Here is a 26,603-nt window from a genome sequence, read left to right as displayed (position 1 = left end):
GTCGCTTACGCGGTCGGTCATCAACTGGCCCTGGCGACAGCCTGTGGCTCTGGTCCTTGTTTTGCTCCTGAGTCTGGTGCTGGGCGGGCTGCCGTTTGTCATTGTGGCGGCCAACCGGCTGGTCAGCGGCCAGTCCCTGATGCTCTGGCAAACCGCACACGGCAGCCTGGTGCTCCCGCTGTTGCTGATGCTGGTGGCACTGTTATGGATACGATCGTCTTCCCTGCGCAGCGCCCTGCAATTCCTCACCGCCGCCCTGCTATTGGCGGCGCTGACTGGCGTGTGCGGCGATCAGGCAACATGGGTGGCGGAGCAGGGTAGCCGGCTCGCGCGTACCCGGTTTGCCAGCGGCATGTGGTGTGCAAGTGCCATTACGCTACTGCTCATCACGGATACGGTGCGTCAGTTAACCAAACATAAGCGCTGGCAGCTCGTGCTGAATCTGTCGGTCTGGATCATCCCTCTGTTTCTGCTGTTCAGCGGTCAACTTTCACAGCTGTCTCTGCTTAAAGAATATGCCAGTCGTGAGGCGGTGTTCGATGCCGCTTTACTGCGCCATCTGACGTTATTAGTCGGCACCGTTCTGCCTGCCTTACTCATCGCGTTGCCGCTTGGCATAGCGCTCTACCGACGGCCTGGCTGGCAAAGCAGTGTGTTTGGCGTACTGAATGTCGTTCAGACAGTGCCCTCAGTGGCGTTGTTTGGTTTACTGATTGCCCCGCTGGCGGCGCTGGCAAAACGTGTTCCCCTGGCAGGTGAATGGGGCATCAGCGGCATTGGGATGGCGCCCGCGATCATCGCCCTGGTGCTCTATGCGCTGTTGCCGCTTGTGCGCAATGTGGTGACCGGTCTGCAACAGGTGCCTCCGGACGTGCGCGAAACTGCGCGCGGCATGGGACTGAGCCGCCGCCAGCAGTTCCTTGCCGTTGACGTCCCCCTGGCGTTGCCAGTGTGGCTGGCAGGATTACGTGTGGTGGTGGTGCAGACGCTGGGCATGGCGGTGATCGCGGCGCTGATTGGCGCAGGCGGATTCGGCGCCATTATTTTCCAGGGATTGCTGAGCAATGCGCTGGATCTGGTGCTGTTAGGCGTGATCCCGGTCATTGCGCTGGCGGTCGTGCTGGATGCGTTATTTCGGGTAGTGATAGCCCTGCTGGAGCGAAGCGATGATTGAGTTTGAGCGCGTCACAAAATACTTTGCGGGCCAGGCGGCGGTGAAAAATCTTTCTCTGACGCTTGCCGAGGGAAGCTTTAGCGTTCTGTTGGGTACGTCGGGTTCCGGCAAGTCGACCACGCTGAAAATGATTAACCGGCTGGTGGAGTACGATCAGGGCGATATTCGCTTTCGGGGGACGTCGATTCGTCAGCTGGATGCGCAGGCCCTGCGCCGACAAATGGGCTATGCGATTCAGTCGACGGGGTTATTTCCCCACTGGACGATCGAAAAGAATATTGCCACGGTGCCCGCCTTGCTTGGCTGGCCGAATGCACGCCGCCAGGCACGAATTGCGGAACTCATCACGCTACTGAATTTGGATCCGGCCTTATTGCGTCGCTATCCGCATCAGCTTTCCGGCGGGCAGCAGCAGCGCGTCGGGGTTGCCCGGGCGCTGGCAGCCGATCCCCAGGTGTTACTGATGGATGAACCGTTTGGTGCACTGGATCCGGTAACGCGCAGCGCGCTACAACAGGAAATGTTACGTATCCATCAGGTCTCCGGCTGCACGATTGTGTTGGTGACGCATGATATTGATGAAGCCCTGACGCTGGCCGACAACATCGTGCTGCTCCATGACGGTGAGATCGTTCAGCAGGGCAAACCGCTGACGTTGCTGACCCGGCCAGGCAACGATTTTGTCCGGGATTTTTTTGGCCGCAGTGAAAGAGGACTGCGGCTACTGGCGCTCGGACAGGTCGGCAGCGTGGTGCGTCATGGCGAATGGCTGGAAGCAGAACCGCTCAGGGCAGATCTGACGTTACGTGAGGCGCTGTCGCAGTTTATCAGTCGCGGCACCGATAAATTGCCGGTAGTCGATGGCGATCACCGCCCGCTTGGTGTGCTTCACTTCGCTGACCTGCTGCATCATGCGGAGACGGGCCGATGCGACGGTTAGCCGATCCGCTGCTGTGGCTGGTGCTGCTCTATCTGGGACTGCTCTGGGCGATGCCCTACAGTGGCCCGCTGTTTGCCGCCTGGTTTCCTGAACTTGCGCGCCCACTCTACCAGCAGGACAGTTTCTGGCAACTCACCCTGGCGCACCTGTTTTTAGTGGTCGTAGCCAGTCTGCTGGCAACCGTTATCGGCGTCGGCTGTGGCGTGCTGGCGACGCGTCGCAGTGGCCGCGCTTTCCGCCCTCTGCTGGAAACCATTGCGGCAGCCGGTCAGACCATCCCGCCTGTGGCCGTGCTGGCCATTGCGATACCGGTGATGGGATTTGGCGCCTGGCCCGCGATCGTGGCATTGTTGCTCTATGGTTTGCTGCCCATCCTTCAGGGCACCTTAGCAGGGCTGGACAACGTGCCTGCCAGCAGCCGGGAGATTGCCGTAGGGGTGGGAATGAGCCGTTGGCAGCGCTTATGGCAGGTGGAGCTCGCCCTGGCCGCGCCGGTGATTATTGCGGGAATGCGCACGTCGGTGATTATCAATATCGGTACGGCAGCCATCGCCTCTACCGTAGGGGCAAAAAGCCTGGGATCGCCCATCATTATTGGATTAAGTGGCTTTAATACCGCCTATGTGCTGCAGGGCGCTTTACTGGTCGCACTGTTGGCGATTGTCTGCGATCGCCTGTTTGAACGGCTACAGCGCAGATTTAGCGTGAATGGACGATGAGCGAATAGCCAACCAGCATCAGCCCACTGGTTCCGCCAAGCGCCAGAATAGCAAACAGCGTGGCGAAAAAGGTTTTTTTCCAGTTCATAAATAACCTGAAGGTGTTGATGTGAAGGCGGGGATGATAGCGCGCGCAAGGCAGCCGTCATAGTGCCGAGCGTGCGTTTTTGTGTCAGTGAGCCTCATGCAAAAGAACAGAGAATCCCTGCTCCTGCCAGTGCGACAGTTGTTCCTGCTGACGACGCGTCAGTTTTTTCCCCGTAAAAACAAACATATTCAGCCCGGGAAACAGCTCCGGTCGCGGAACATCCAGCGGTTCTGACAGCACATCAATCCGCCAGCCGTGCTGGGATAACCGCCAGCCTTCCAGCCAGATGCGGGTTCGATCCTCAATGCCCCAGCCAATGATCAGCGCTTCCTTGCCTGCCTTTTTGCGATTACTGGCAAGACAGAACGCCACATAGTCGATCAGAATGCCGTCCAGCAGGCTGCACATCGTGCGGGCCGTATTCTGATCAAGGCTGAGTTTTTGCCTTACGGGCATAAAAACATGATCGATCAACGAATCGACTGCATATTCGCGGCCAATTAAGGCGATTTTATTGCGTAGCTTTGCCGGTCTTACATGGCGCAGTATGCTGATAAGCTCGTCCTGCATAGCCGTCCAGCCATCATGCGTATCAACATCGCCGCCTTCCAGTAGGGCTTTTACCTTGCCTACCGGGACTCCACTCTCAATCCAGCGCATAATTTCCTGGATGCGCTGAACATCTTCTTCATCGAACTGTCGATGACCGCCTTCAGTACGTTGTGGTTTCAATAATCCATAACGTCGTTGCCAGGCGCGTAAGGTAACCGGATTTATGCCACAGCGCTCGGCGACGTCGCCGATACTGTATAAGGTCATATTTACCTCTTTCACTGACCTGAATGAAACCACCATAGCGAAGCCTGTTAAGTTGTACAACCAATTTTTAAATGTACAACTTGACGGCTGCGCTTAAATGGTGTCCTATCTCAATTGTGAGAATTAAATTTCATAATAGAGATAAAAATGGCTGCTGATAATACTGAACAACGCCTCGCGGCTCGCCTGGCAGAACTGCGCATAAAACAGGGCTGGTCACTGGATGAGTTATCCACCGCAACAGGCATTAGCCGGGCAACATTATCGCGTATTGAGCGCGCTGAAACCAGTCCAACGGCTGCTCTCCTGAACCGCTTATGCGTCGCTTACAGTTTAACAATGTCACGCCTGTTGAGCGAAGTTGAAGAAGGTAACGATCTGCTGATTCCGCGCGATCGCCAACCGGTCTGGCAGGACGAAGCCAGCGGTTTTATTCGCCGTAACGTATCGCCGCCTGCGGCCACCTTCCGATGTGAGCTTATTGAGGGAACGCTGCGACCGGGTGCCCGTATTGATTATAATGCGCCGCCCGTGCAGGGCATGGAGCAGCATATCTGGCTGCGACAAGGGCAACTGACGGTAACGATGGGCGCGCAGAGCTGGACACTCGGTCCGGGCGACAGCCTGCGTTTCCATCTTACGGGCGCATCCGGCTTTCAGGCGCATCTGACTGAGGGTGCGCGTTACCTGCTGGTGGTATGTAAACCATGACACTCTATGAATCACTCAGCGCCGGTGCGGCGCACCAGGCGTTAAGCGAGCTGGTCGAGGTTTTACAGGCCTGTGTCGCCGACGGGGCCAGCGTCGGGTTTATCGATCCCGATGACCGGGCGGCCATTCATCAGTTCTGGCAACGTCAGCTTGCCGGACTGGAACAGGGCCAAAGTGAGCTGCTGGTCGCCCGTCAGCATGGCACGGTTGTCGCGACGGTTATGCTGAACGCGAGCGCAATGCCGAATGGCCGACACCGGGCCGAGATCAGTAAATTATTAGTGCATCCCCGCGCGCGGCGGCAGGGCATTGCACGCCAGTTAATGCAGCAGGCAGAGCAGCGGGCACGCCAGCAGGGGAAACGCTTACTGGTGCTGGACACGCGGCGTGGCGATGTCGCCAGCGAGCTTTACCTGGCGCTGAACTGGCAGGTGGCCGGATTTATTCCTCTCTATGCGGAATCCATTCACGGTGAGATGGACGCGACCACGGTGATGTTTAAGCTGCTGACGTAGCGGATGTGCTGCGAGAGTGCGCCGGGTCAACGGGATCGGCAATCAAACATGCACTGCGCCGCGTGGTTTGTCCGGTGCTCAGCCCGCTCGCCTCGCCGCCCGTTTCTGAAGCGGGCACGAAAAAACAGACCTGAAAGCTGACGACACCGCAATACTGTGTAAAAATACAGGCCAATGAGTAACACGGTAATCTGAACATGGCCCTGACAGCAGCAATAAAAAGCCAGATAGCACAGTGGTACAAAGCGCTGCAGCAACAGGTGCCCGATTTTATTCCTCGCCCGGCCCAGCGTCAGATGATTGCTGAGGTGGCAAAATGCCTGTCGGGTGATGACGGTCGTCACCTGGCCGTGGAAGCGCCCACGGGCGTGGGCAAAACCCTTTCTTATCTGATCCCCGGTATCGCCGTCAGCCGTGCCGAAGAGAAACGGCTGGTGATCAGCACGGCCAACGTGGCCTTGCAGGATCAAATCTTCAGCAAAGACTTGCCGTTGCTGAAAAAAATCATTCCGGATTTAACCTTTACAGCGGCCTTTGGGCGGGGACGTTACGTCTGCCCGCGTAACCTGGCTGCGCTGGTGGCGGATGATCATCAGCAGGCTGATTTGCTGTTCTACCTGGATGATGACGCGGTCAGCAGCACCAAAGACGAGCAGATCCTGTGCGGACGGCTGCAAAAGTCACTCGATCGCCATCAGTGGGATGGCCTGCGCGATCACAGCGATGAAAACGTCAGCGACAGCCTGTGGCAGCGCCTGTCGACGGATAAAGCCAGTTGTCTGGGCGTGCATTGTCGCTGGTATCGGGAGTGTCCGTTTTTTATCGCGCGACGTGAAATCGAGCAGGTCGATGTGGTGGTCGCCAACCACGCGCTGGTGATGGCGGCAATGGAAAATGAATCGGTATTGCCGCCCGCCAAAAACCTGATGCTGGTGGTGGATGAAGGCCACCATCTGCCCGACGTGGCGCGGGATGCGCTGGAGATGAGCGCGGATATTACGCCGGGCTGGACCAGCCTGCAGCTCGATCTGTTTGTCAAACTGGTCGAGGCGATAATGAGCCAGATGCGGCCCAAATCGCCGCCTCCGCTGGCCAGTTCAGAACGCCTGAAAGCGCACTGTGATGAACTGCGCGAGTTACTGACCGTGATAAGCGATGCATTAAGTCCGCTGTTACCCGCGCATAATCAGCCCGGCGAGTTTCGCTTTGTACTGGGCGCGTTGCCGGAGGATGTGCTGGCGCTGTGCGCGCGTCTGTTTAAGCTGAGCGATGCGCTGCGCGGGCTGGCAGAGGGACTGATCAACGCGCTGAGTGAACAAACCGGTAGCGTTGATCTGGTCCGTCTGCATCGCAATTTATTGCAGCTTAACCGCCACTTTGGCTGGTTTGAATCGGTCAGCAAACTGTGGCGGCTGGCCGCGATGGAGAAAGCCTCTGGCGCACCCGTCTCCAAATGGATTACCCGCGAGCTGCGTGAGGGGCAGGCACATCTCTTGTTTCACTGCGCAGGCATTCGCGTCTGCGATCAACTGGAAAAAATGTTGTGGCGAAAGATCCCGCATGTGGTGGTGACCTCTGCGACGCTGCGCTCATTAAACAGTTTTACCCGCCTCCAGGAGATGTCCGGGCTAAATGAAAAGGCCGGGGACCGCTTCGTGGCGCTGGACTCGCCGTTCAGCCACGTCGACCAGGGTAAGCTCGTCATCCCGCAGATGCGCTACGAGCCGCTGATGGCGAATGAAGCAGCCCATATCGCCGAGATGGCGGCCTTTTTTCGTCAGCAAATGCAGACCGATAAACACAAAGGCATTCTGGTCCTCTTTGCCAGCGGTCGGGCCATGCAGCAATTTGTCGAGGCGTTGCCCGAGTTGCGCCTGATGATGCTGGTGCAGGGCGATCAACCGCGTAGCCGGCTGATCGCCCTGCACCGTAAGCGGATAGAACAGGGCGAAACCAGCATTCTGATTGGTTTGCAGTCCTTTGCCGAGGGGCTGGATTTAAAAGGCGAGCTGCTCAGCCAGGTGCACATTCATAAAATCGCTTTCCCGCCCATAGACAGTCCGGTAATTTTAACCGAGGGAGAGTGGCTAAAAAGTCTCAAACGCTATCCGTTTGAAGTGCAAAGCCTGCCCAGCGCCTCCTTTACGTTAATTCAGCAGGTCGGGCGCTTAATTCGCAGCCACCAGTGCTATGGCGAAATCGTGATTTACGATCGCCGTCTGCTGAGCAAAGCTTACGGTGCCCGGCTGTTAGCCGCGTTGCCCGTGTTCGCCATTGAACAACCGGTGACGCCTGAGCCTGAAGCCCTGAAGGCCCGATCCAAACTTGGCGCGCGCAAACCGCGTGCGACGCGGCGTTAAGTCGGTACCACTGAACGGAAACGAGTGATGGAACTGAATAAAATTATCAAAGAAGTCGGGCGTGGTAAGAATCATGCACGTGATATTGATTTCGACAGTGCTGTTGCACTTTACGGCGCTATGCTGGACGGCAGCGTACCGGATCTTGAAATGGGCAGTATTTTAATTGCCCTGCGTATCAAGGGCGAGGGCGAGGCGGAGATGCGCGGATTTTATCAGGCGATGCAGGCGCGTATGCTGCGCCTGCAGGCACCCGCAGGCCGTCCGATGCCCGTAGTCATTCCCAGCTATAACGGTGCGCGTCGTCAGGGCAATCTGACGCCCCTGCTGGCGCTGGTGCTGAACCGGCTGGGTTTGCCGGTGCTGGTTCACGGCGTCAGCGACGATGCGACGCGCATCACCAGCGAAGCGGTGTTTGCGGCGCTGGGCATCATGCCGGTCACCACTGCAGAGCAGGCGCAGACGTTGCTCGACAAGGGTGAACTGGTGTTTATCACCATCGATCACCTCTGTCCGCCAATCGCAAAACAGCTGTCGCTGCGCTGGCGCATGGGCGTCCGCAACAGCGCCCATACGCTGGCAAAACTGGCCACCCCGTTTGGCGAACGCGAGGCGCTACGCCTGTCGAGCGTCTCGCATCCCGAATACGTGCCGCGGGTGGCAACGTTTTTTAATGATATCGATGCCCCGGCTATTTTGCTGAATGGCACAGAGGGCGAGGTTTACGCCAATCCGCAGCGCTGCCCGTCCATCAGCTACGTGGGCGGTGCTGGACAGCAGGCCGAGGTCTGGGTGGAGAGGCAGCCGGAAATCAGTATAGCGCTTCCCGCGGACAAATCGGCAGAGGAGACCGCGTGCTGGACGCTGGAGGTGCTGAATCAGCAACGTCCACTGCCCGCCTCGCTGCGTCTGCAGATTGCATGCTGCCTGCGTGCCAGCGGTGAGGCGGCGACGCTGCAGGCCGGTCTGGACAGGCTCGCGGCAGCGGGTTTTTAAGCGCGCGTCTGTGGCAGAGCCTGTTCCACCAGGTTCTGCCAGAACTGGATTCCGGACGGAATCAGCGCATCGTTGAAGTCATAATGGGCATTGTGCAGCGGTGCGGAGGGCGTTGCGCCATCGGCACCCAGCCAGAAGTAGGCGCCTGGGCAGGCTTCCAGCATACAGGCAAAGTCTTCCGAGGCCATGGACGGATTCACCTGCCAGCGCACCTTACCTTCGCCGAAGGTACTAACGGCAACGTCATGCACCTGCTGAGCCGGGCCAGCATGATTCGCCGTTACCGGATAGCCGGGCAGCCAGTGAATGGCCCCACACACGCCAAAAGGTTTCGGCAGCGTCGTCACAAAATCATCAACAAGGGCATGAACCCGTTTGCGCACGTCGTCCTGCAGACAGCGCACCGTTCCGCGCAGAACAATCTGCTCCGGAATCACGTTAATCGCCTCACCGCCCTGAATCTGGGTGACGCTGACAACCGCAGATGACAGCGGCGACAGGCGACGTGAGGGAATAGTTTGCAGCGCCAGGATCAGTTCGGCGGCGACCACCATCGGATCGGCACCGCTCTCCGGCATGGCCGCATGGCAACTCTTACCGCTCAGGGTGATTTCAAAGGCGTCCAGCGAGGCCATCATTGCGCCGGGATTGACGGCCAGCGATCCCAGCGGTAAGCCCGGCCAGTTATGCATCGCGTAAACGGCATCCATCGGGAAGCGCGTAAATAAGCCCTCTTCAACCATTTTGCGTGCACCGCCCAGATTCTCTTCCGCCGGCTGAAAAATGAAATGCACAGTGCCGCTGAAGCGACGCGTAGCCGCCAGATGTTTTGCTGCCGCCAGCAAAATTGCCGTGTGACCATCATGGCCGCAGGCATGCATCACGCCGGGCCTGGCAGAGCGCCAGGCCGCATCACCTTTCTCGTTGATCGGCAGCGCATCCATATCCGCGCGCAGGCCGATAACCGGTCCGGCGCCATTTTCCAGCGTGCCCACCACGCCGGTGCCAGCCAGACCGCGAAACACCTGCAGGCCTGCAAGTTCCAGCTCCTGAGCGACCTTATCGCTGGTCTGATGTTCCTGATAACCCAGTTCAGGTTCGCGATGAAACTGATGGCGCCAGCGCAGCGCTTCGTCAAGCAGGGCAGGGGAAAGAGTCATGCAGTATCGCGCTCCATATCATTCAGGAAGCTTCACTTTAGAGATCTGACAGCGGTACGTCTATTACCGAAAAGGCGAAATGGGATGACAGGCTAAATCAAAATGGAATAAGTAATAAGCAAGTGTACAAAAATGCAGTCGTTTATGCCGGTTCTCGTTTCACGCACAGAAAGCCAATACCGATAAGGCTGTCTTAGCAGGACGGATCGGCCAGCAGGGGCACGGCACAGGCTCCCGGTAAGATCCATCGTACTCTGGCATTCGATGACGCCATGGGTTCAACACGGTTTATGGGCGTATCATCCGGATTGTCCTAGGTTCATTACCGTCTGACGTGGCTCGATGTGACAGCAGGCTGGGGCTGTGCGGTTCCGGCATGGTGCTCGCCGGAACCGCGCGTTTTGATACCGTTATTGCATCGGTAAGTTCAGTCCGTGCTTTTGGGCACAGGTCTGCGCCAGTTCATAGCCGGCATCGGCATGGCGCATCACGCCGGTGGCGGGATCGTTCCACAGCACGCGGCCCAGACGCGCATCTGCCGCTTCACTGCCGTCACACACAATCACCACGCCGGCGTGCTGAGAGAAGCCCATGCCCACACCGCCGCCGTGGTGCAGACTGACCCAGGTCGCACCGCCCGCCGTGTTGAGCAGGGCGTTCAGTAATGGCCAGTCAGAGACCGCGTCCGAACCGTCTTTCATCGCTTCGGTTTCACGGTTGGGCGAGGCGACGGAACCGCAGTCGAGATGATCGCGGCCAATGACTATCGGCGCTTTCAGCTCGCCGGTGCGCACCATGTCATTAAAGGCCAGCGCCGCAAGATGGCGTTCGCCCAGCCCCAGCCAGCAGATACGTGCCGGTAACCCCTGGAAAGCGATGCGTTCCTGCGCCATATCCAGCCAGCGATGCAGCGTTTTATGTTCAGGGAAGAGTGCTTTGAGTTTAGCGTCCGTTTTATAGATATCTTCCGGATCGCCAGACAGGGCCACCCAGCGAAACGGCCCTTTGCCCTCGCAAAACAGGGGACGGATATAGGCGGGCACAAAACCGGGGAAATCAAACGCGTTGCTGACGCCTTCATCCAGCGCGACCTGGCGGATATTGTTGCCATAATCCACAGTAGGGATGCCCATGTGACAAAAGTCGAGCATCGCCTGCACATGCACCGCCATGGAGGCGCGGGCGGCTTTTTCTACGGCTTTGGGATTCGCCTTACGTTCCTGCTCCCAGCGCGACACATCCCAGTCAATCGGCAGATAGCCGTTGACGGGATCGTGCGCCGAGGTTTGATCGGTCACGATGTCCGGCTTCGGCCCACCGGCTTTTGCGCGTTTCACCAGCTCCGGCAGGATTTCTGCCGCGTTGCCTAACAGACCCACGGAGATTGCTTTCTTCGCCTGCGTGGCCGCGTGGATTAACGTCAGGGCTTCATCCAGCGAGGTGGCTTTGTGATCGACATAGCGGGTGCGTAAACGGAAATCGATACGCGATTCCTGACATTCAATGGCCAGCACGCAGGCCCCGGCCAGCACGCCGGCCAGCGGTTGGGCACCGCCCATGCCGCCTAATCCGGCCGTCAGGATCCAGCGTCCACTTAAATCATTGTTGTAATGCTGACGTCCGGCCTCGACAAACGTCTCGTAGGTGCCCTGTACAATCCCCTGCGCACCGATGTAAATCCAGGACCCGGCGGTCATCTGGCCGTACATCATCAGCCCGGCCTTATCCAGTTCATGGAAGTGATCCCAGTTGGCCCAGTGCGGCACCAGATTAGAATTAGCCAGCAGTACGCGTGGCGCATCCGCATGGGTGCGAAACACGCCAACCGGCTTGCCCGACTGGATCAGCAGGGTTTCGTCGGGTTGCAGCACCTGTAGCGAACGTAAAATTTGCTCAAAGCATGCCCAGTTACGCGCGGCTTTACCAATCCCGCCATAGACCACCAAATCCTCCGGGCGCTCTGCCACATCGGGATCGAGGTTGTTCTGAATCATGCGGTAGGCCGCTTCAATCAACCAGTTTGCGCAGTGCAGTGTATTTCCACGCGGCGCACGAATCTCGCGTGCTACCACTTTTGACAGGGTTTCGCTCATGACGGATTCCTTATTCAACTGAATGGGTGCCCATGCTGGGTAACAATGCGGTGAGTGCCTGCGGCCAGTCGCAGCGGCTTGCCCACTGGCGCATCGCTTCGATGTCCGGTGCCAGCAGGCGGTCTTCCTCAAGGAAGGCGACGCGTTCGCGGATCGTGCCAATGGCCTGTTCTATCAGTGCAGAACTTTGCAGGGGACGATGAAACTCAATGCCCTGGGCCGCTGCCATGGCTTCAATGCCGACTACCGCCGCGCTGTTAAAGCACATGTCGCCCAGTCGGCGGGCGGCATAGGTGGCCATCGACACGTGATCTTCCTGGTTAGCCGAGGTAGGCAAACTGTCGACGCTGCCGGGATGCGCCAGCGATTTATTTTCGGAGGCGAGCGCCGCCGCGGTGACCTGAGCAATCATAAAACCGGAGTTCACGCCGCCGTCGCGGACCAGGAAAGGGGGCAGACCGGACAGACCGGTATCCAGCAGCAGGGCCAGTCGACGTTCAGAAATGGCACCCACTTCGGCGACGGCCAGGGCAATAATGTCTGCGGCAAAAGCTACGGGTTCAGCATGGAAGTTGCCACCGGAGATCACATCACCGGTTTCGGTGAACACCAGCGGGTTATCGGACGCGGCGTTGGCTTCAATCTGCAGGATGCGGGCGGCATGGCTGAGGTTATCCAGGCACGCTCCCATGACCTGGGGGACGCAGCGGACAGAGTAGGGATCCTGCACGCGCCCACAATGGGTATGAGAACCCAGGATCTCGCTGCCTTCAATCAGGGCGGTGACGGCGGCTGCCACGGCAATCTGGCCATGCTGGCCACGCGCCTGATGAATACGCGCGTCGAACGGTTTTAATGAGCCTTTAATCGCTTCCAGCGACAGCGCGCCCGCCATTAAGCCTGCGGCAAACAGATTTTCCGCTTCGAACAGGCCGCGCAGGGCCAGGGCAGTCGATACCTGGGTACCGTTGAGTAAGGCCAGCCCTTCTTTGGGACCCAGCACAAACGGCGTCAGGCCTACTTTTGCCAGACCTTCCGTTGCCGGAATGTGTTTACCGTTGACCCGTACTTCACCTTCACCCAGCAGCATCAGCGACATGTGCGCCAGTGGGGCCAGATCGCCGGAGGCCCCCACCGATCCTTTGGCGGGAATGCACGGCATCACGCCCGCATTGAAGAGGGCCAGCAACGCCTCCACCAGTTCAATCCGCACGCCAGAATGACCACGGGAAAGGCTGATGATTTTGCTGGCGACCACCAGGCGCGTCACGTTATCGGGCAGAAGTTCCCCCAGGCCGACGCTGTGAGACAGCACCAGGTTTCGCTGCAGATCGGCAAGACGGCTGGCGGGAATTTGAGTCTGCGCCAGTTTACCGAAACCGGTATTGATGCCGTACACCACGCTACCGGAGGCCACAATCGCTTCAACGGTTTGTTGCGCTTCAGTGATGGCGTGGCGAGCGCCGTCATCAAGGCTGAGTGTGACGTTGCCTTGATATATTGCGCGCAATATCGCGAGATCGACCTTGCCTGGCACCAGACGTAATCCCTGAGACGAACCTGACATACTTTGCTCCTGTCTATACAAGGGTTGGCTTATTCGCTGGCCGTTCTGTTGACCCGAATAGCGGAATAACGCGAGTGAAACATAACTGTCTATTCTTGTCTATACAAGTTGCAATCGGCATGCCAGACCGATCACAAAATTGATCAGGCATTAACAGAGGGCTAACGTGAGCAACAGGCGGGTTTCCTGCACCGCTGTAGGGCAACAGGTGCACGGTTTACGTGCCGATCTTGGGCTGGAATGTATATACATCCAGCCCGTCAGGCAGTAAACTTTGGGCATTATCAGCTTAAGGAATACGATATGGCCGAGCACACGGCAATTGCACAACTGGCAGCGGCCATGAGTGACGAACCCGCACCCATCTATCAACGGGTCAAACAGGCGATCATCAGCCAGATTCGTGAAGGCCACTGGAAAGCTAACCAACGGGTGCCTTCAGAAAGCGAGCTGGTGAATGAGCTTGGCGTAAGTCGTATGACGATTAACCGGGCATTGCGGGAATTAACCAGCGAAGGATTTCTGGTACGTATGCAAGGGGTTGGTACGTTTGTCGCGGAGATGAAAGGCTACACAGCCATGCTTGAGGTGCACAACATCGCGGATGAAATTGCGCAGCGGGGTCATCAGCACAGCTGCAAAATTCTCACCATTGGTCAGAACAAAGCGGATCCGGAGCAGGCTTCCGTTCTGGGCCTGACAACCGGACAAACGCTGTTTCATTCTCTGATTGTACATTATGAAAATGACATGCCGGTGCAGCTGGAAGATCGGCTGGTGAATCCACAACTGGCCCCGGATTACCTGGCCCAGGATTACCACACGCTCACGCCTTATACGTACCTGATGCGCGCGGCACCGTTGACGGCGGGTGAACATATCGTTGAGGCGGTGATGCCGGATGCGCGACAGCGTAAACATCTGTCGATTGATGAGCACGAGCCTTGTCTGCTCATCCGTCGCCAGACCTGGAGCGATAACAAGATTGTGACCTATGCGCGTTTACTCTATCCCGGCTCGCGTTACAAGCTGCTGGGGCGCTTTAAAGGGCACGGGTAAGACGAATAAACAGTAACCTCGCATCCTGGCTGTCCGGCTGCAGTCGGGTGAGATGATCGACCCACCAGACGCCGTGCTGCTCCGCTAATGGCGCATCGTTCACGATGCGCCATTCTCCTGCCAGCACCCAGGCCACACCGTGCTCGCTGCTGACAGCGTCGGTGACGACGTCAGCCTGTGCCCGCCATTCACCTCGTCGTGTCATGATGTTAAAATCCTGACTGGGCGCTTTACCCTGCAACCGAGCCTCAAGTGCCTGCTCCCCCGCAAAAGCCCAGGGCTTTTCCGGCAACAGGCGATGCGCGATATTCTCGCCACGCAGCAGAACAGGGCTGCCGTTTAGCAGAGTAATAATGCGATCGACACCGGTAAACGCCGAGAAGGGGCCGTCGCTGGCGATGGTGGCAATACTGGCGCGCCAGGCGAAGTCGCCTGCCCCGGGCGGATAGTCGATAATTTCACGTGTTTCGCCACCGCCGTTGCGCCAGCGACTGACGGGTAAGCTGTCTAAAGAAAAAACGCTTCTCATCACAACGCTGCCATTGCCTGCGCGAAACGGGCTGCACAGGCTTCTTCTTCTGCATGATGGCCGTCGCTGATCACCCGGTTACCCGCCACATACACGTCGCGAATCTGCTCGTGCTGACCAGCAAACAGCCAGCGATTGAGCAGGGCAGGCTCATCCACACTGCCCAGCCAGGCGTCATCGCGTAATACCAGCCAGTCGGCGCGTTGCCCGACGGCCAGCGCCCCACTCTTTATTCCGCAGGCCTGGGCACCGCCCGCCGCGGCCTGTTGCCACAGCAGATTGCCGACTGAGGGCTGGTCGGGCAGCGTGATGCGATTGCGACGACGGTCGCGCAGGCGTTGGGCATATTCAAGCCAGCGCAACTCCTCCTGAACACTGAGCGAAACATGACTGTCGGAGCCAATGCCCCAGCGTCCGCCCTGGGCGATATAGTCCACGGCGGGAAAAATACCGTCACCGAGGTTGGCTTCCGTGGTCGGGCAGAGCCCGGCAACCGCACCGCTGGCGGCAAGGCGCGTCACTTCGCTGTCATCGAGATGCGTTGCATGAATCAGGCACCAGCGTGCATCGACATCGAAACGCGTCATCAGCCAGCTCACCGGACGCTCGCCGCTCCAGGCCAGACTGTCATTGACCTCCTTCTCCTGCTCGGCGATGTGAATATGGATGGGTAACGTGGTCTCGCTGGCGCTGAGCACGGCATGCATTTGCGCTTCACTGACTGCGCGCAGTGAGTGAAAGCAGAGGCCTGCGTTGTGCAGGGGTTTATCTTTTATCCATGTCTGAAGACGTACCTGCTGTTGCAGATAGCTGTCGGTCTGCTGAATAAAGCGCTTTTGTCCCGGCACCGGCGGCTGAGCGCCAAAACCGCTGTAGCTGTAAAGCACCGGTAGCAACGTCTGACCTATGCCTGCCGTCTCTGCCGCCGCAATAAGCTGGCGCAGCATGGCATCGTCCGCATAAGGTTTACCGTCAACATCGTGATGCAGATAATGAAATTCTGCGACCTGGCAATAGCCGCCTTTTAGCATATCGATATACAGCAGGGCGGCGATATCACCTACCTGCCCGGGCGTCAGACGCTGCACCATGCGATACATCCGATCGCGCCAGGTCCAGAAGCTGTCCTGCGGATCGCCCGCCACTTCAGCCAGACCGGCCATGGCACGTTGAAAAGCATGTGAATGCAAATTCGCAATAGCGGGAATCACGTTACCGGCTAAACGTGTCGCTTCCCTGTCATCACCGTCGGGCGTAATCGCATCAATCATGCCCGCCGCGTTGACACTGATACGCACCTGTTTATGCCAGCCTCCGGCCAGCCATGCGCGTGGCGCAAAAAAAGTAGCCATGGTTGATCCTCAAGGGATGTAGTTGTATATACATATACATACTTTAAAGTTTGCTGTAAACGGCAAGCGCATTGTGAGGCGGGAATGGCAGAAAAACTCCAGGTAGACAGCGTGTGGAGCGGGGCAGATGTGGTAACCATGCAAAGCGGCCACTATCATCTTATCGAACAGGGTGCGCTGGCAGTAAAGGCGGGCAGGCTGGTGTGGGTTGGGCCCGCCGCCGCGATGCCGGCTTTTGAAACGCGTGAACATCATCGTCTGCCGGGCGGGATCATCACGCCGGGTTTAGTGGACTGCCACACGCATCTGGTTTTTGGTGGCGATCGCAGTCAGGAGTTTGAGCAGCGCCTCAACGGCGTGAGCTATGCCGATATTGCGGCCCAGGGCGGCGGCATCCTTTCTACCGTTCGGGCCACCCGTGACGCCAGTGAACAAACGTTAGTGGAGACAGCCCGCTGGCGGTTGAATCGCTTGCTGGCCGAGGGCGTGACCACCGTCGAGATTAAATCCGGCTACGGTCTGGATGAAGAAAGTGAATTACGTATGCTGCGTGCCATTCGACAGCTCAGTCAGGAGGTGGCTGCGGATGTGCAGGCCACCTGCCTGGCCGCTCATGCGGTTCCGCCCGAATTTAAACAGGATCCCGATGGCTGGATCACGATCATCTGTGACCGCCTGTTACCTCAGATCAGCGCCGAAGGCCTGGCGGATGCGGTGGATGCATTCTGCGAACATCTGGCGTTTACCCCGCAGCAGGTCGCCCGGGTATTTGACCGGGCAACGGCGCTGGGCATGCCGGTGAAACTGCATGCCGAGCAGCTTTCCTCTTTGGGCGGAGCGGCGCTGGCCGCCCGTTATGGCGCGCTGTCCGCCGATCATCTGGAATATGCAACGGAAACGGATGTTCAGGCAATGGCAGAACAGGGTACGGTAGCCGTGTTATTGCCCGGCGCGTTTTATCTGCTGCGGGAAACGCAGCGCCCGCCGGTAGCGTTGTTCCGACGCTATGGTGTGCCCATGGCACTGGCGAGTGATGCCAACCCCGGCACATCGCCCGCGCTGTCGCTGCGCCTGATGCTGAATATGGGCTGCACCCTGTTCGGCATGACACCGGAAGAAGCGCTGGCAGGCGTGACCCTGTGGGGGGCAAAGGCGCTGGGGCTGGAGGCAAGTCACGGTTCGCTGGAGGCGGGAAAAGTGGCCAGTTTTGTTCACTGGCCGCTGGCCCGCCCGGCGGAACTGGTTTACTGGCTGGGCGGTGAACTGCCCTGTACCGTTATCTACCGCGGAGAAGTACAATGACACCTTTTCATTTTACCCAAGGGACTGTCCCGCTGCTGGTCAGTATTCCCCATGCCGGCACGATGTTAACACCGGAAGTTGAAGCCGGGCTCAGCGATGCCGCCCGTGACTTACCGGATACGGACTGGCACATTCCACAACTATATGATTTTGTGCGTGATATGGGAGCCAGCCTGGTCATTGGCCGCTACTCACGCTTTGTTGTCGATCTCAATCGTCCCTCAGACAATCAACCGCTTTATACGACCGCCACCACCGGCCTGTTTCCGGAAACCCTGTTTGACGGCACGCCGACGTTTGTTGCGGGCAAAGCTCCCACGGATGCACAGCGACAGGGATATATTCAGACAATCTGGCAGCCTTATCACCAGCAGATCCAGCAGACGCTGGCGCATATAAAAGCGGAATTTGGCTATGCGCTGCTGTTTGACGCCCATTCGATTGCCAGTGAAATTCCACGACTGTTTGACGGTCGCCTGCCGGATCTCAATATTGGTACCAATGACGGGGCCAGTTGCAGCAATCGCGTCATCGACGGGCTGACATCGGTATGCAGCGCGCAGGATCGCTACAGCTGGGTTGTCAATGGCCGTTTCAAAGGCGGCTACATTACGCGCGCTTACGGTCAACCCGATCGGCAGATCCAGGCGGTGCAACTGGAGCTGTCGCAAATCAATTATATGGACGAGACACCGCCCTTTACCTGGCATGAAGCCCGCGCGGCAGAACTGAAAAAAGTCCTGAAGCCGCTGTTACACAGCTTTGTGGCGCAGGGCAAGGGCTGACGGCGACGTTCATGATGCGCAGCGCCCGCCTGGGTTAAGGCGGGCTGATGCTTACCGTGCTTCTCTAACTCCTTCTTTCGGCATACCGATACCAGCGTGTACAGCCTGATGTCGCTGACGAAGGCCGCCCAGCGGTGTCCTCGCTCGTGTTCAACACGGCTGACGATCTTTGCGGCCTGACGCGGTTTAACAAACTTCTTTTTTGTCCACCTCGCCATTTGAGGCGCAGCTAAACAGGTTGTCCTTCCAACTGGCTCACGGACAGAGGGGATGAAGCCTAACCACGCTGAATAAGATGCACTGCATTCATGCAATTATGCGCCCTGATAGTGCATCAATCCGCCAGGCTGGACGGTCATCAGTCGGCGCTTCGCCGTTGAGAGCGACAGCGGAGCTGGCACGACCTTTGCTAGCTTGTATGTACAAGTGAAGGTTCAGAGAAACCTCGCAGCTATTTATCGTGTCTGGCTCACAAAAATATCAGGACGTCAATGAACGCTGCGTCGCTTGCTTGTATATACATGATTCATCATCTTGTGAGATTTTTGTTAATAACAACAGCGACACGCTTAAAACGCCTTTTTAATCCAGGAGAAGCCGAATGAAGCACCCCGTAACGTTTCGCCGTTTTTGCCTTTCGACGTTGTTTTCCAGCCTGCTTGTCAGCACCGTTGCAGTACAGGCGAAAGAGTGGAAATCCATCACGATTGCCACAGAGGGCAGTTACGAGCCCTGGAACCTGACCTTGCCAGGCGGCAAATTAGGCGGTTTTGAACCAGAGCTCATGGCGAATTTGTGTAAACGCATGGGGATGGAATGCAAACTGGTGGTTCAGAACTGGGATGGCATGATTGCCGGGCTGAATGCCGGAAAATACGACGTCATTATGGATGCCATCGTCATTACCCCGGAACGTAAAAAAGTCGTGAATTTCACGATTCCTTATGCCTCCACGCCCGCCACTTTCATTGCGGTGAAAGGCACGCTGCTGCCGCCCGGCAAAGGCGTGATTAAGTTGAATGACGACGAAAAAGCGATCGACGCCGCGCTGGCACCGATGAAAGCCGCATTGAAAGGAAAAACTATCGGCATTGCCTCCGGCACGGTCTATACGCCGTTTATCGATAAATATTTCAAAGGCATTGCCGACGTACGTGAGTACACCACCTCCGCCGATGCCATCCTCGATCTGCAGGCCGGACGCATTGATGCGGTATTTGATGATGTGACGTTTGCCAAATCAATGCTGGCACGTAAAGACAACAGCAACCTGACCTTCAGCGGACCGCAACTGGGTGGGCCTGTCTGGGGAGAAGGTGAAGCCCTGGGCGTGCGGATGGCAGATAACGATCTGAAAGCCAAACTCGATGAGGCCATCAAGGCTGCACTCGCTGACGGCACGGTAAAAGAACTCAGTGAAAAATGGTTTAAAACTGACGTTACGCCATAAGTGAGGTGGAGCATGATGAGCCTGCTGGGATTGGGTGCCGATGGTTGGGGGCGGTTGATTTTGTCTGCCACGCTCACCACCTTACTGCTGTCGCTGGTCGCATTACTGGTCGGTGCCGTCGTGGGCTCAGGCATTGCGGCCGCTAAGTTATCCGCTCACCGCCCGCTGCGTTGGCTGGGTGAAGGTTACTCGGTAATTTTTCGTGGCATTCCTGAGTTGCTGGTGATCTACCTGTTCTACTTTGGGAGCGCAGGCCTGATCACCCAGATCGGACAGGTATTTGGTGCAGAGGGATTCATCGAAGCGCCGCCATTTCTGATCGGGGCGCTAGCAATCGGCCTGATTTCAGGATCGTATCAGGCTGAAGTTTACCGTGCCGCCCGGCTGGCGCTTGCCCATGGCGAGGTAGAAGCCGCGCTGGCGATCGGCATGTCACGCTGGCGTATTCGCCAGCGTATTCTGTTGCCTCAGGTGGCGCGGTATGCGCTGCCAGGTCTCTCAAATGTCTGGCAGATGAGCCTGAAGGATTCAGCGCTGGTTTCAGTTACGGGCATTGTAGAATTGATGCGCGCCAGCCAGATTGCCGCAGGTTCAACGCGGGACTATTTCACCTTCTATATGATCGGCGGGGGATGCTATCTGTTGTTAACCGTTCTGTCGAATCGGGCGTTTCTGCGCGCGGAAGCCCGACTGGGCCGGGCCTGGCAGAGCCGGACCGCGGCACAGCATTAAGGAACCGCATCATGATCGATTTTGCTTTTCTTACGGATACGTTCCTGAAACTGAGCGCCGCACTGCCGGTTACGCTCGGCCTGTTTATCTGTTCATTCCTGTGCGGCGGGCTGCTGGCGATAGGGATTCTGGCGCTGCGCCTGAGCCGCTGGCGCCTGGTGAGCGGTTTTGCCCGCGGCTATATTCTGGTATTCCGGGGGTCGCCTCTGATGATCCAGCTGTTCCTGATTTATTACGGTCTGGGACAGTTTGGTGTGATTCGCCACAGTATTTTCTGGCCCTTTTTACGTGAACCGTTCAGCTGCGCCGTGCTGGCGCTGTCGCTGTGTACCGCCGCTTACACCGCAGAGATTCTGCGCGGGGCGCTGCTGGCCGTACCGGTGGGACAGGTGGAAGCCGGTATTGCCTGCGGCATGTCGCGGGGCTTGCTGCTGCGGCGCATTATTGCCCCGGTCATGCTGCGCTATGCTTTGCCAGCCTATTCAACGGAAGCGATTCTGTTGGTGAAATCCACCGCGCTCGCCAGCCTGGTGACCGTCTGGGACGTCACAGGCGTGGCGCAACAGATTATCCAGCGGACCTACCGCACGATGGAAGTGTTTCTCTGTGCGGCAGCCATCTATCTGCTTCTCAACTTCATTATTATCCAGTTGTATGCGCTGCTGGAGCGCCGACTGACACCGGTCCATCAGCCTGAAAAAGCGCCATTAGCGGCCGTTAAACCCATGACGGGAGGAGAGTAAAATGCAGGATTTACCCGCAGTGACGCTGTCCGCCAGCGATATTCGTAAATCATTTGGTGCGATGGAGGTCCTGAAAGGCATTTCACTCCAGGCCCATAAAGGGGATGTGATTTCCATTCTCGGTGCCAGCGGCTCGGGCAAAAGTACGCTGTTACGCTGCATTAATTTACTTGAAACGCCAGATGCCGGCGTGGTCAGCGTCGGCGGTGAAACGATTGAGATGAAGCGTCACGCCCGCGGCCATCAACTGGCAGCCAACCCCAAACAGATTGAGCGGCTACGCTCACGGTTGGGTATGGTGTTTCAGAGCTTTAATCTCTGGTCCCATATGACGGTACTGCAAAACGTAATCGAGGGGCCGCATTACGTCTTAAAACGTGATAAGCAAACCTGTATCGCTCAGGCTGAGCAGTTGCTGGATCGTGTCGGCCTGCTCAATCGTAAAAGTTTTTATCCAGCGCAGTTGTCTGGTGGTCAGCAGCAGCGCGTCGCGATTGCCCGCGCGCTGGCCATGGATCCGGAAGTGATGCTGTTCGACGAGCCTACCTCGGCACTGGATCCTGAACTGGTCGGTGAGGTGTTGAAGGTAATGCGCAGTCTGGCTGAAGAGGGGCGCACCATGCTGGTGGTTACACATGAAATGGGCTTCGCGCGTCATGTCTCGAACCGTGTGGTGTTTATGCATCAGGGCACCATTGACTGTCAGGGAACGCCTGCCGAGATGTTTGGCGAAGGCGGCTCCGCCCGTTTCAGGCAGTTTATTTCCAGCCACCATGCAGCGGAGCCGGTGTAATGCGGCGCGTTGTCTGGGGCGATACGGCCTTAACGTGGCAGGAGGTCGTTGAGGTTGCCCGTCATGATGCGGAACTGGTACTGAGTGATGCGGCCTGGCAGCGCATTGCGCGGGGACGTGAGATAGTGACGCACATCGTGGCGAGTGGTCAGATTGCCTACGGCATTAACACCGGGCTGGGTGCACTCTGCAATATCGTGCTGGCGGAAGAAGAACTCAGCCAGCTGTCGCGCAATACGTTGTTAAGTCATGCCTGCGGCGTCGGGCCATTGCTGACGAAGCAGGAGGTACGCGCCATCCTCTGCGTCGCGATTGCCAACTACAGTCACGGCAAATCCGGCGTTTCGGTCGCGCTGGTTGAACACCTGCTGGCGCTGCTGAATCTGCATATTACGCCGCAGGTGCCTTCGCAGGGATCGGTGGGTTACCTGACTCATATGGCGCATATCAGCCTGACGTTGATTGGCGTAGGAGATGCTGAGTGCGACGGGCAGATCATGCCCGCCTCGCAGGCGCTGGCGCGTCATGGTTTAGTGCCGTTACGGCCAGGTGCAAAAGAGGGGTTGAGTCTGGTTAACGGCACACCGTGCATGACCGGACTGGCCTGCCTGGCACTGGATGATGCGCAGCGGTTACTGGACTGGGCTGATGTAACCGGCGCGATGAGTTTTGAGGCATTACGCGGTCAGGTGGTCGCCTTCGATGAAGACGTGCTGGCGCTGAAAGCCAGTCCGGGTATTCAGCGCAGCGGCCAACGGCTTCGGCGGTTACTCTGTGACAGCCCATTATTAAAGGTGAGTAGTGGCATTCGCACGCAGGATGCACTAAGCCTGCGGTCGATGCCACAGGTGCACGGTGCCTGCCGCGATCAGTTTGATCACGCTGCTCGCCAGATCGCCATCGAACTGAATGCCTGTACCGATAATCCATTAGTGCTGGGTACGCCGCAGGCCTGGCGCGTGGTGTCACAAGCCCATCCTCATGGCGAATCGGTGGCGATGGCCTGTGATCTGCTGGCGATTGCACTGGCGGAACTGGGCAGTATTGCAGAACGGCGTCTGGACAGGCTGGTGAACCCGCTGGTCAGTGGCTTACCGCCTTTTCTGGTCGCGCAGCCTGGCGTGAATTCCGGCATGATGATTGCGCAATATGTGGCGGCCTCATTGTGCGCTGAAAACCGCCAACTGGCCCAGCCCGCGGTACTGGATAATTATATGACTTCCGGACTGCAGGAAGATCACCTCAGTCTGGGTACCGGCGCGGCGCTGAAATTGCTCAGGCTCGTCAATAACGTCTATCAGGTTCTGGCGATTGAATACCTGCTGGCCGCACAGGCGCTGGAGTTCCACGGTGAGGCACAACTGGCCAGCGGCACGCGACGCGCCTGGCGGCAACTGCGCGAAGTCGTTACCCGCTGGCAGGACGATCGCTGGCTGGCACCTGAGATCGCCCGTGCGGTCAATACGTTACGGACGCATTCGGCAGAACTGCTCTGACTTAGCTGCGGCGCGCATCGGGCCGCACCAGGTCAAAGCGCTGTGCTTCACTGATGCCATAATACGCGCTGGGCCCACCGGCGCGTAAAATCGGTTCCGCTTTCGCCGTCTGATAAATACCGTTTTCCAGCAGGCTTTCGTCAATGTGGATGGCAACGGCTTCGCCCAGCACCAGCCAGCTGTCGATGGCGCGCCCGCCGGCATCCTGTAACTGAATCAGTTGTGTCAGCCTGCATTCAAAATTCACCGGACTTTCCTGTACCAGACAGGCCTTGACCTGCGAGGCGGCCAGAGGGGTCAAGCCTGCCAGGGCAAACTCGTCCTGATCGGCTGGGGCAGAAATTGAGCTTTCATTCATGGCCTCCGCCAGCGGTCGGGTCGCCAGATTCCAGACAAATTCTTTTGTTTCAGCGATGTTTTGCACACTGTCTTTCCAGCCGCTGCTGGCGAAGCCAATAATGGGCGGCTGGTAATTGAAACAGTTAAAAAAACTGTAGGGGGCAAGGTTGCGCACGCCTTTGGCGCTGGTGCTGCTGATCCAGCCTATTGGACGTGGGCCAATGATGGCATTCAGTGGATCGTGAGGCAAACCGTGTCCGGCGCGGGGCTGATAGGAATAGCGTTTATGCATCGTCATCTCCTGGATAAAAAAAGAGTCTAGCCTGGCCTGTCCGCCATGCGTTAAACCGTCAGAGCCGCGCCGCTTTTTTGCGCATTGTTAACCAGATTAGTCTGGTTCAGCGACAGGAGGGAATGTTCTGTACTACAGCATTAATAACGATAAATATCAAAAGATTAACTATTTATTTGATGAGCAATCCGCGAAAAGATGTGTTTAAAAAGTAAACGAAAGTTAAACGGAATCATTTTATACATTTTGTGCTAATGAAAGTTTCGTATTTGTTTAACGAAACTGAGGCATTATGCAATCTCATCAATTGTTCTCGTGGTCGAATATGAAAAAAATTCTTGTTACAGGATCTTCTGGATTCGTTGGTGGTGCAGTCGTGGCAGAATTGCTGATGCGCCAGGATGTTGAGTTATTGCTGCTCGTCAGAGCCAGCGATGCTAACCAGGGACTGGAGAGGGTTAAAGATAATTTAACCAAGTTTTCATGTTCGGCGCAGGCGATTGCGCGCCTGACAGCAGATCAGATTCTGGTCGGCGATTTACTGGCCCCGGAGCTTTTCCTGGATGATGCGCGCATCGATCAGATCAGCCACGTTATCAACTGCGCAGCGATTGCGTCATTTGGTGAGAATAACGATATCTGGCGCGTCAACGTGGAAGGGACGTTTAAACTGGCCGCCAGAATGGCAGCCTTGCCTGAATTTGTTAAATTCGTCCACGTCGGCACGGCGATGTCGTCTGCCCCGGATCACGGTGAGATTGTAAAAGAAGATCTGGTGCTGTCTTCACGCGAAGATCACATTGTCGATTACACCTATTCCAAGTCGTATATCGAAAATAAGATCAAACAGGAATTGCCGCATCTGCCACTGGTCATCGCGCGTCCGTCCATTGTGGTGGGCCACTCTCAGGAAGGGTGCACGCCGTCAGGCAGCATCTTCTGGGTGTTTAAAATGGTCATGAAGCTGGAGAAATTCCTCTGCTCACTCGACGACCGTGTTGATGTCATCCCGGTAGACTACTGTGCCAAATCGCTGGTGTTCCTGATGGATCATGGCTGCACCGAGGAGATGGTTTATCACATCTCTGCTGGCGAGCGCAGCAGTAACACCTTCTCTGAAATTGATTCGGCTTTTGCCAGTGCAGAAAAAAGTGCCCCGTTGGCGCCGAATTATCTGCAGGTTGATTTCAGCGAAATCGTTAAAGAGCGTAAGAACTTTAAAAAGATCTACGGACCCTGCAACGAACGTCTGATGCTGCGCGCAATGCGTCTTTACGGCGAGTTCGCCCGTCTGAATGTAGTGTTCTCTAACGACAAATTACTGCGTCTGGGCATGAGCTCACCGCCAGGATTCACCAGCTATATTGATCGCTGTGTTGAAACCACCCGTGGCATGCCGATTCAGGATTTAATGCGCGTCGATTTTAAATAATCCCGCAGACTTAACGCCCGGCCAGCATTGTTGCTGGCGGGGCGCATTTTGCTTTTTTGCTCACCTCGCTTTCCTGCAACGACGCCGTACCCTCGCGATTTCGCACGTCCGCAACGTCGGCCTGCTGGCCGCTCTGACCGAGAATGCGGTTTATTTTCTGCCCGCCACAGCGTATTGTACGCGCGCCTGAAAATATGAGAGAACGTATGAAAAAGTCTGCCAGCCCGTCCCCTTTCCATGCCCGTAACCGCCACCAGGGTGAATATGATTTTGCCGCGCTGACGGCAGCGCACCCGCCGCTGGCAGAAAAAGTCCGGCCCAACGGCTATGGCGTCATGTCGGTGGACTTTGCCGATCCTGAAGCGGTCATGCTGTTGAATCAGGCGCTGCTTAAACTGTTCTACGGCCTTGACTGGCAACTGGCGCCTGGTTCGTTGTGCCCGCCCGTGCCGGGGCGCGCTGACTATCTTCACTACCTGGCCGATTTACTGGCACTGGACAACCAGGGCAGGATCCCGCCGGCGGACATCCTGGATATTGGCTGCGGGGCGAACTGTATTTATCCCCTGATCGGCGCGGCGGAATATGGCTGGCGTTTTACCGGCACGGATATTGATGACGCGGCACTAAAAACGGCGACAAAAATTGTCGCGGCGAACCCGGGCATGCAACGCCTGATCCGCCTGCGTCGGCAAAAAAATCCCGCCGTGGTGCTGAATGGCGTGGTGAATAAGAATGAAAACTTCCATGCGGTCATCTGCAATCCGCCTTTTCACGCTTCTGCGGCAGAGGCGGCGGCCGGTTCACAGCGTAAAACGCGCAACCTGGGACTGGCACCGGCTGCACCGCTGAACTTTGGCGGCCAGCACAATGAATTGTGGTGCGAAGGGGGAGAAAAGGGCTTTGTCGGGAAAATGATCGCTGAAAGCGCCAGTCTGGCTCAGCAGGTCGTCTGGTTTACATCGCTGGTATCGCGCAAAGAGCATTTACCCGCGCTGGAGAAACAGCTGAAGGCGCTGGATACCCAGGTGGTACGTGTGGTCAATATGGCGCAGGGGCAGAAGCAGAGCCGGTTCCTGGCATGGAGCTTTATGTCCGCCGCCCAACGCGCGCAGCGATTGTCCCGCTAACGCAGGCGCTTGCGTCAGTTCGCCGCA

24 protein-coding genes are annotated in these 26,603 nt (G+C 57.3%); 17 read left to right on the top strand and 7 right to left on the bottom strand.

What is annotated here, in order from left to right; all coding sequences use genetic code 11:
* Positions 1-43: 43 nt before the first annotated feature.
* From RAC90_RS06190 to RAC90_RS06180, 3 genes are read left to right on the top strand one after another with little or no spacing between them, the layout of a single operon-like run.
* Positions 44-1,174, top strand: coding sequence for an ABC transporter permease (locus RAC90_RS06190; RefSeq protein ID WP_375124118.1), 1,131 nt, complete (start codon positions 44-46; stop codon positions 1,172-1,174).
* Positions 1,167-2,114 carry an ABC transporter ATP-binding protein gene (locus tag RAC90_RS06185; protein ID WP_205952826.1) on the top strand — a complete coding sequence of 316 codons (948 nt, stop codon included), beginning with the start codon at positions 1,167-1,169 and terminating at the stop codon, positions 2,112-2,114. Before RAC90_RS06190 ends, RAC90_RS06185 begins: the two co-directional genes overlap by 8 nt.
* Positions 2,102-2,833, top strand: a complete 732-nt coding sequence (locus tag RAC90_RS06180; protein WP_033737703.1) for an ABC transporter permease — start codon at positions 2,102-2,104, stop codon at positions 2,831-2,833. The genes RAC90_RS06185 and RAC90_RS06180 overlap by 13 nt, the downstream gene beginning before the upstream one ends.
* Positions 2,834-3,005: 172 nt before the next feature.
* On the opposite strand, the gene RAC90_RS06175 is transcribed toward RAC90_RS06180, so the two are convergent.
* Positions 3,006-3,740, bottom strand: a complete 735-nt coding sequence (locus tag RAC90_RS06175) for a MerR family transcriptional regulator (protein ID WP_006118575.1) — start codon at positions 3,738-3,740, stop codon at positions 3,006-3,008.
* A 147-nt stretch (positions 3,741-3,887) separates the two neighbouring features.
* Between RAC90_RS06175 and RAC90_RS06170 the strand changes: the two genes are divergently transcribed.
* The 4 genes from RAC90_RS06170 (at position 3,888) to ybiB (ending at position 8,322) form a co-directional block, all read left to right on the top strand.
* Positions 3,888-4,451, top strand: a complete 564-nt coding sequence (locus tag RAC90_RS06170) for a helix-turn-helix domain-containing protein (RefSeq protein WP_006118574.1) — start codon at positions 3,888-3,890, stop codon at positions 4,449-4,451.
* Positions 4,448-4,966, top strand: a complete 519-nt coding sequence (locus RAC90_RS06165) for a GNAT family N-acetyltransferase (RefSeq protein WP_039341460.1) — start codon at positions 4,448-4,450, stop codon at positions 4,964-4,966. The genes RAC90_RS06170 and RAC90_RS06165 overlap by 4 nt, the downstream gene beginning before the upstream one ends.
* 197 nt (positions 4,967-5,163) lie before the next feature.
* A complete protein-coding gene (dinG, locus tag RAC90_RS06160; protein ID WP_375124117.1) occupies positions 5,164-7,326 on the top strand; it encodes an ATP-dependent DNA helicase DinG in 2,163 nt (720 codons plus the stop codon).
* A 27-nt stretch (positions 7,327-7,353) separates the two neighbouring features.
* Complete coding sequence (gene ybiB, locus RAC90_RS06155) at positions 7,354-8,322, top strand: DNA-binding protein YbiB (RefSeq protein WP_054634273.1); 969 nt, start codon at positions 7,354-7,356, stop codon at positions 8,320-8,322.
* Here the strand turns inward: ybiB and RAC90_RS06150 are convergent.
* From RAC90_RS06150 to hutH (RAC90_RS06140), 3 genes are all read right to left on the bottom strand, one after another.
* Positions 8,319-9,482, bottom strand: coding sequence for a M20 aminoacylase family protein (locus RAC90_RS06150; RefSeq protein ID WP_054634272.1), 1,164 nt, complete (start codon positions 9,480-9,482; stop codon positions 8,319-8,321). The genes ybiB and RAC90_RS06150 overlap by 4 nt on opposite strands.
* Positions 9,483-9,892: 410 nt before the next feature.
* Positions 9,893-11,575: a urocanate hydratase gene (hutU, locus tag RAC90_RS06145; protein WP_058707630.1), complete on the bottom strand. Its 1,683-nt coding sequence runs from the start codon at positions 11,573-11,575 to the stop codon at positions 9,893-9,895.
* Between the two features lie 10 nt (positions 11,576-11,585).
* Positions 11,586-13,142 carry a histidine ammonia-lyase gene (gene hutH, locus RAC90_RS06140; protein ID WP_054687964.1) on the bottom strand — a complete coding sequence of 519 codons (1,557 nt, stop codon included), beginning with the start codon at positions 13,140-13,142 and terminating at the stop codon, positions 11,586-11,588.
* Positions 13,143-13,445: 303 nt separating this feature from the next.
* Here hutH (RAC90_RS06140) and hutC point away from each other — a divergent pair, with 303 nt between their 5' ends.
* A complete protein-coding gene (hutC, locus tag RAC90_RS06135) occupies positions 13,446-14,201 on the top strand; it encodes a histidine utilization repressor (protein ID WP_054634269.1) in 756 nt (251 codons plus the stop codon).
* Here hutC and RAC90_RS06130 read toward each other — a convergent pair.
* A complete protein-coding gene (locus tag RAC90_RS06130; protein ID WP_054687963.1) occupies positions 14,185-14,730 on the bottom strand; it encodes a HutD family protein in 546 nt (181 codons plus the stop codon). The genes hutC and RAC90_RS06130 overlap by 17 nt on opposite strands.
* The gene (locus tag RAC90_RS06125; protein WP_375124116.1) at positions 14,730-16,082 is read right to left on the bottom strand and encodes a formimidoylglutamate deiminase; all 1,353 of its coding nucleotides are present in this window, start codon (positions 16,080-16,082) and stop codon (positions 14,730-14,732) included. Before RAC90_RS06125 ends, RAC90_RS06130 begins: the two co-directional genes overlap by 1 nt.
* An 84-nt stretch (positions 16,083-16,166) precedes the next feature.
* Here RAC90_RS06125 and hutI point away from each other — a divergent pair, with 84 nt between their 5' ends.
* The 7 genes from hutI to hutH (RAC90_RS06090) all read left to right on the top strand — a co-directional run bounded on the left by hutI (position 16,167) and on the right by hutH (RAC90_RS06090) (position 23,383).
* Positions 16,167-17,384 carry an imidazolonepropionase gene (gene hutI, locus RAC90_RS06120; protein ID WP_054687961.1) on the top strand — a complete coding sequence of 406 codons (1,218 nt, stop codon included), beginning with the start codon at positions 16,167-16,169 and terminating at the stop codon, positions 17,382-17,384.
* Positions 17,381-18,169, top strand: a complete 789-nt coding sequence (gene hutG, locus RAC90_RS06115; RefSeq protein ID WP_054687960.1) for an N-formylglutamate deformylase — start codon at positions 17,381-17,383, stop codon at positions 18,167-18,169. The genes hutI and hutG overlap by 4 nt, the downstream gene beginning before the upstream one ends.
* 601 nt (positions 18,170-18,770) lie before the next feature.
* Positions 18,771-19,619, top strand: coding sequence for a transporter substrate-binding domain-containing protein (locus tag RAC90_RS06110; protein WP_054687959.1), 849 nt, complete (start codon positions 18,771-18,773; stop codon positions 19,617-19,619).
* 12 nt (positions 19,620-19,631) lie between these two features.
* Positions 19,632-20,351 carry an ABC transporter permease gene (locus tag RAC90_RS06105; RefSeq protein WP_054687958.1) on the top strand — a complete coding sequence of 240 codons (720 nt, stop codon included), beginning with the start codon at positions 19,632-19,634 and terminating at the stop codon, positions 20,349-20,351.
* 11 nt (positions 20,352-20,362) lie between these two features.
* The gene (locus RAC90_RS06100) at positions 20,363-21,094 is read left to right on the top strand and encodes an ABC transporter permease (protein ID WP_054634262.1); all 732 of its coding nucleotides are present in this window, start codon (positions 20,363-20,365) and stop codon (positions 21,092-21,094) included.
* Position 21,095: 1 nt separating this feature from the next.
* Entirely contained in the window at positions 21,096-21,887 is a 792-nt protein-coding gene (locus RAC90_RS06095) for an ABC transporter ATP-binding protein (RefSeq protein ID WP_054634261.1), read from the top strand.
* Entirely contained in the window at positions 21,887-23,383 is a 1,497-nt protein-coding gene (gene hutH, locus RAC90_RS06090; RefSeq protein ID WP_054634260.1) for a histidine ammonia-lyase, read from the top strand. Before RAC90_RS06095 ends, hutH (RAC90_RS06090) begins: the two co-directional genes overlap by 1 nt.
* A gap of 1 nt (position 23,384) precedes the next feature.
* On the opposite strand, the gene RAC90_RS06085 is transcribed toward hutH (RAC90_RS06090), so the two are convergent.
* A complete protein-coding gene (locus tag RAC90_RS06085; protein ID WP_375093134.1) occupies positions 23,385-24,014 on the bottom strand; it encodes a flavin reductase family protein in 630 nt (209 codons plus the stop codon).
* 325 nt (positions 24,015-24,339) lie between these two features.
* Between RAC90_RS06085 and RAC90_RS06080 the strand changes: the two genes are divergently transcribed.
* Both RAC90_RS06080 and rlmF read left to right on the top strand, forming a co-directional pair.
* A complete protein-coding gene (locus RAC90_RS06080) occupies positions 24,340-25,446 on the top strand; it encodes an SDR family oxidoreductase (protein ID WP_033737689.1) in 1,107 nt (368 codons plus the stop codon).
* Positions 25,447-25,652: 206 nt separating this feature from the next.
* Positions 25,653-26,576 carry a 23S rRNA (adenine(1618)-N(6))-methyltransferase RlmF gene (gene rlmF / locus RAC90_RS06075; protein ID WP_054634366.1) on the top strand — a complete coding sequence of 308 codons (924 nt, stop codon included), beginning with the start codon at positions 25,653-25,655 and terminating at the stop codon, positions 26,574-26,576.
* The last annotated feature ends 27 nt before the right edge of the window (positions 26,577-26,603 follow it).

It is taken from the genome of Pantoea sp. CS_6 (assembly GCF_041954745.1).
GTDB lineage: Bacteria > Pseudomonadota > Gammaproteobacteria > Enterobacterales > Enterobacteriaceae > Pantoea > Pantoea stewartii.
Note: the sequence above shows the minus strand (reverse complement) of the source record. Positions and strands in the feature narration are given on the sequence as shown.

Coding starts and splice junctions, on each gene's coding strand:
- RAC90_RS06100 (WP_054634262.1), top strand. CDS start 20,363: ATGATCGATTTTGCTTTTCTTACGGATACGTTCCTGAAACTGAGCGCC.
- RAC90_RS06095 (WP_054634261.1), top strand. CDS start 21,096: ATGCAGGATTTACCCGCAGTGACGCTGTCCGCCAGCGATATTCGTAAA.
- rlmF (WP_054634366.1), top strand. CDS start 25,653: ATGAAAAAGTCTGCCAGCCCGTCCCCTTTCCATGCCCGTAACCGCCAC.
- RAC90_RS06110 (WP_054687959.1), top strand. CDS start 18,771: ATGAAGCACCCCGTAACGTTTCGCCGTTTTTGCCTTTCGACGTTGTTT.
- RAC90_RS06105 (WP_054687958.1), top strand. CDS start 19,632: ATGATGAGCCTGCTGGGATTGGGTGCCGATGGTTGGGGGCGGTTGATT.
- RAC90_RS06175 (WP_006118575.1), bottom strand. CDS start 3,740: ATGACCTTATACAGTATCGGCGACGTCGCCGAGCGCTGTGGCATAAAT.
- hutH (WP_054687964.1), bottom strand. CDS start 13,142: ATGTCAGGTTCGTCTCAGGGATTACGTCTGGTGCCAGGCAAGGTCGAT.
- hutG (WP_054687960.1), top strand. CDS start 17,381: ATGACACCTTTTCATTTTACCCAAGGGACTGTCCCGCTGCTGGTCAGT.
- RAC90_RS06150 (WP_054634272.1), bottom strand. CDS start 9,482: ATGACTCTTTCCCCTGCCCTGCTTGACGAAGCGCTGCGCTGGCGCCAT.
- RAC90_RS06125 (WP_375124116.1), bottom strand. CDS start 16,082: ATGGCTACTTTTTTTGCGCCACGCGCATGGCTGGCCGGAGGCTGGCAT.
- RAC90_RS06170 (WP_006118574.1), top strand. CDS start 3,888: ATGGCTGCTGATAATACTGAACAACGCCTCGCGGCTCGCCTGGCAGAA.
- RAC90_RS06185 (WP_205952826.1), top strand. CDS start 1,167: ATGATTGAGTTTGAGCGCGTCACAAAATACTTTGCGGGCCAGGCGGCG.
- ybiB (WP_054634273.1), top strand. CDS start 7,354: ATGGAACTGAATAAAATTATCAAAGAAGTCGGGCGTGGTAAGAATCAT.
- RAC90_RS06165 (WP_039341460.1), top strand. CDS start 4,448: ATGACACTCTATGAATCACTCAGCGCCGGTGCGGCGCACCAGGCGTTA.
- RAC90_RS06130 (WP_054687963.1), bottom strand. CDS start 14,730: ATGAGAAGCGTTTTTTCTTTAGACAGCTTACCCGTCAGTCGCTGGCGC.
- hutU (WP_058707630.1), bottom strand. CDS start 11,575: ATGAGCGAAACCCTGTCAAAAGTGGTAGCACGCGAGATTCGTGCGCCG.
- RAC90_RS06085 (WP_375093134.1), bottom strand. CDS start 24,014: ATGCATAAACGCTATTCCTATCAGCCCCGCGCCGGACACGGTTTGCCT.
- hutI (WP_054687961.1), top strand. CDS start 16,167: ATGGCAGAAAAACTCCAGGTAGACAGCGTGTGGAGCGGGGCAGATGTG.
- RAC90_RS06180 (WP_033737703.1), top strand. CDS start 2,102: ATGCGACGGTTAGCCGATCCGCTGCTGTGGCTGGTGCTGCTCTATCTG.
- hutH (WP_054634260.1), top strand. CDS start 21,887: ATGCGGCGCGTTGTCTGGGGCGATACGGCCTTAACGTGGCAGGAGGTC.
- dinG (WP_375124117.1), top strand. CDS start 5,164: ATGGCCCTGACAGCAGCAATAAAAAGCCAGATAGCACAGTGGTACAAA.
- RAC90_RS06080 (WP_033737689.1), top strand. CDS start 24,340: ATGAAAAAAATTCTTGTTACAGGATCTTCTGGATTCGTTGGTGGTGCA.
- hutC (WP_054634269.1), top strand. CDS start 13,446: ATGGCCGAGCACACGGCAATTGCACAACTGGCAGCGGCCATGAGTGAC.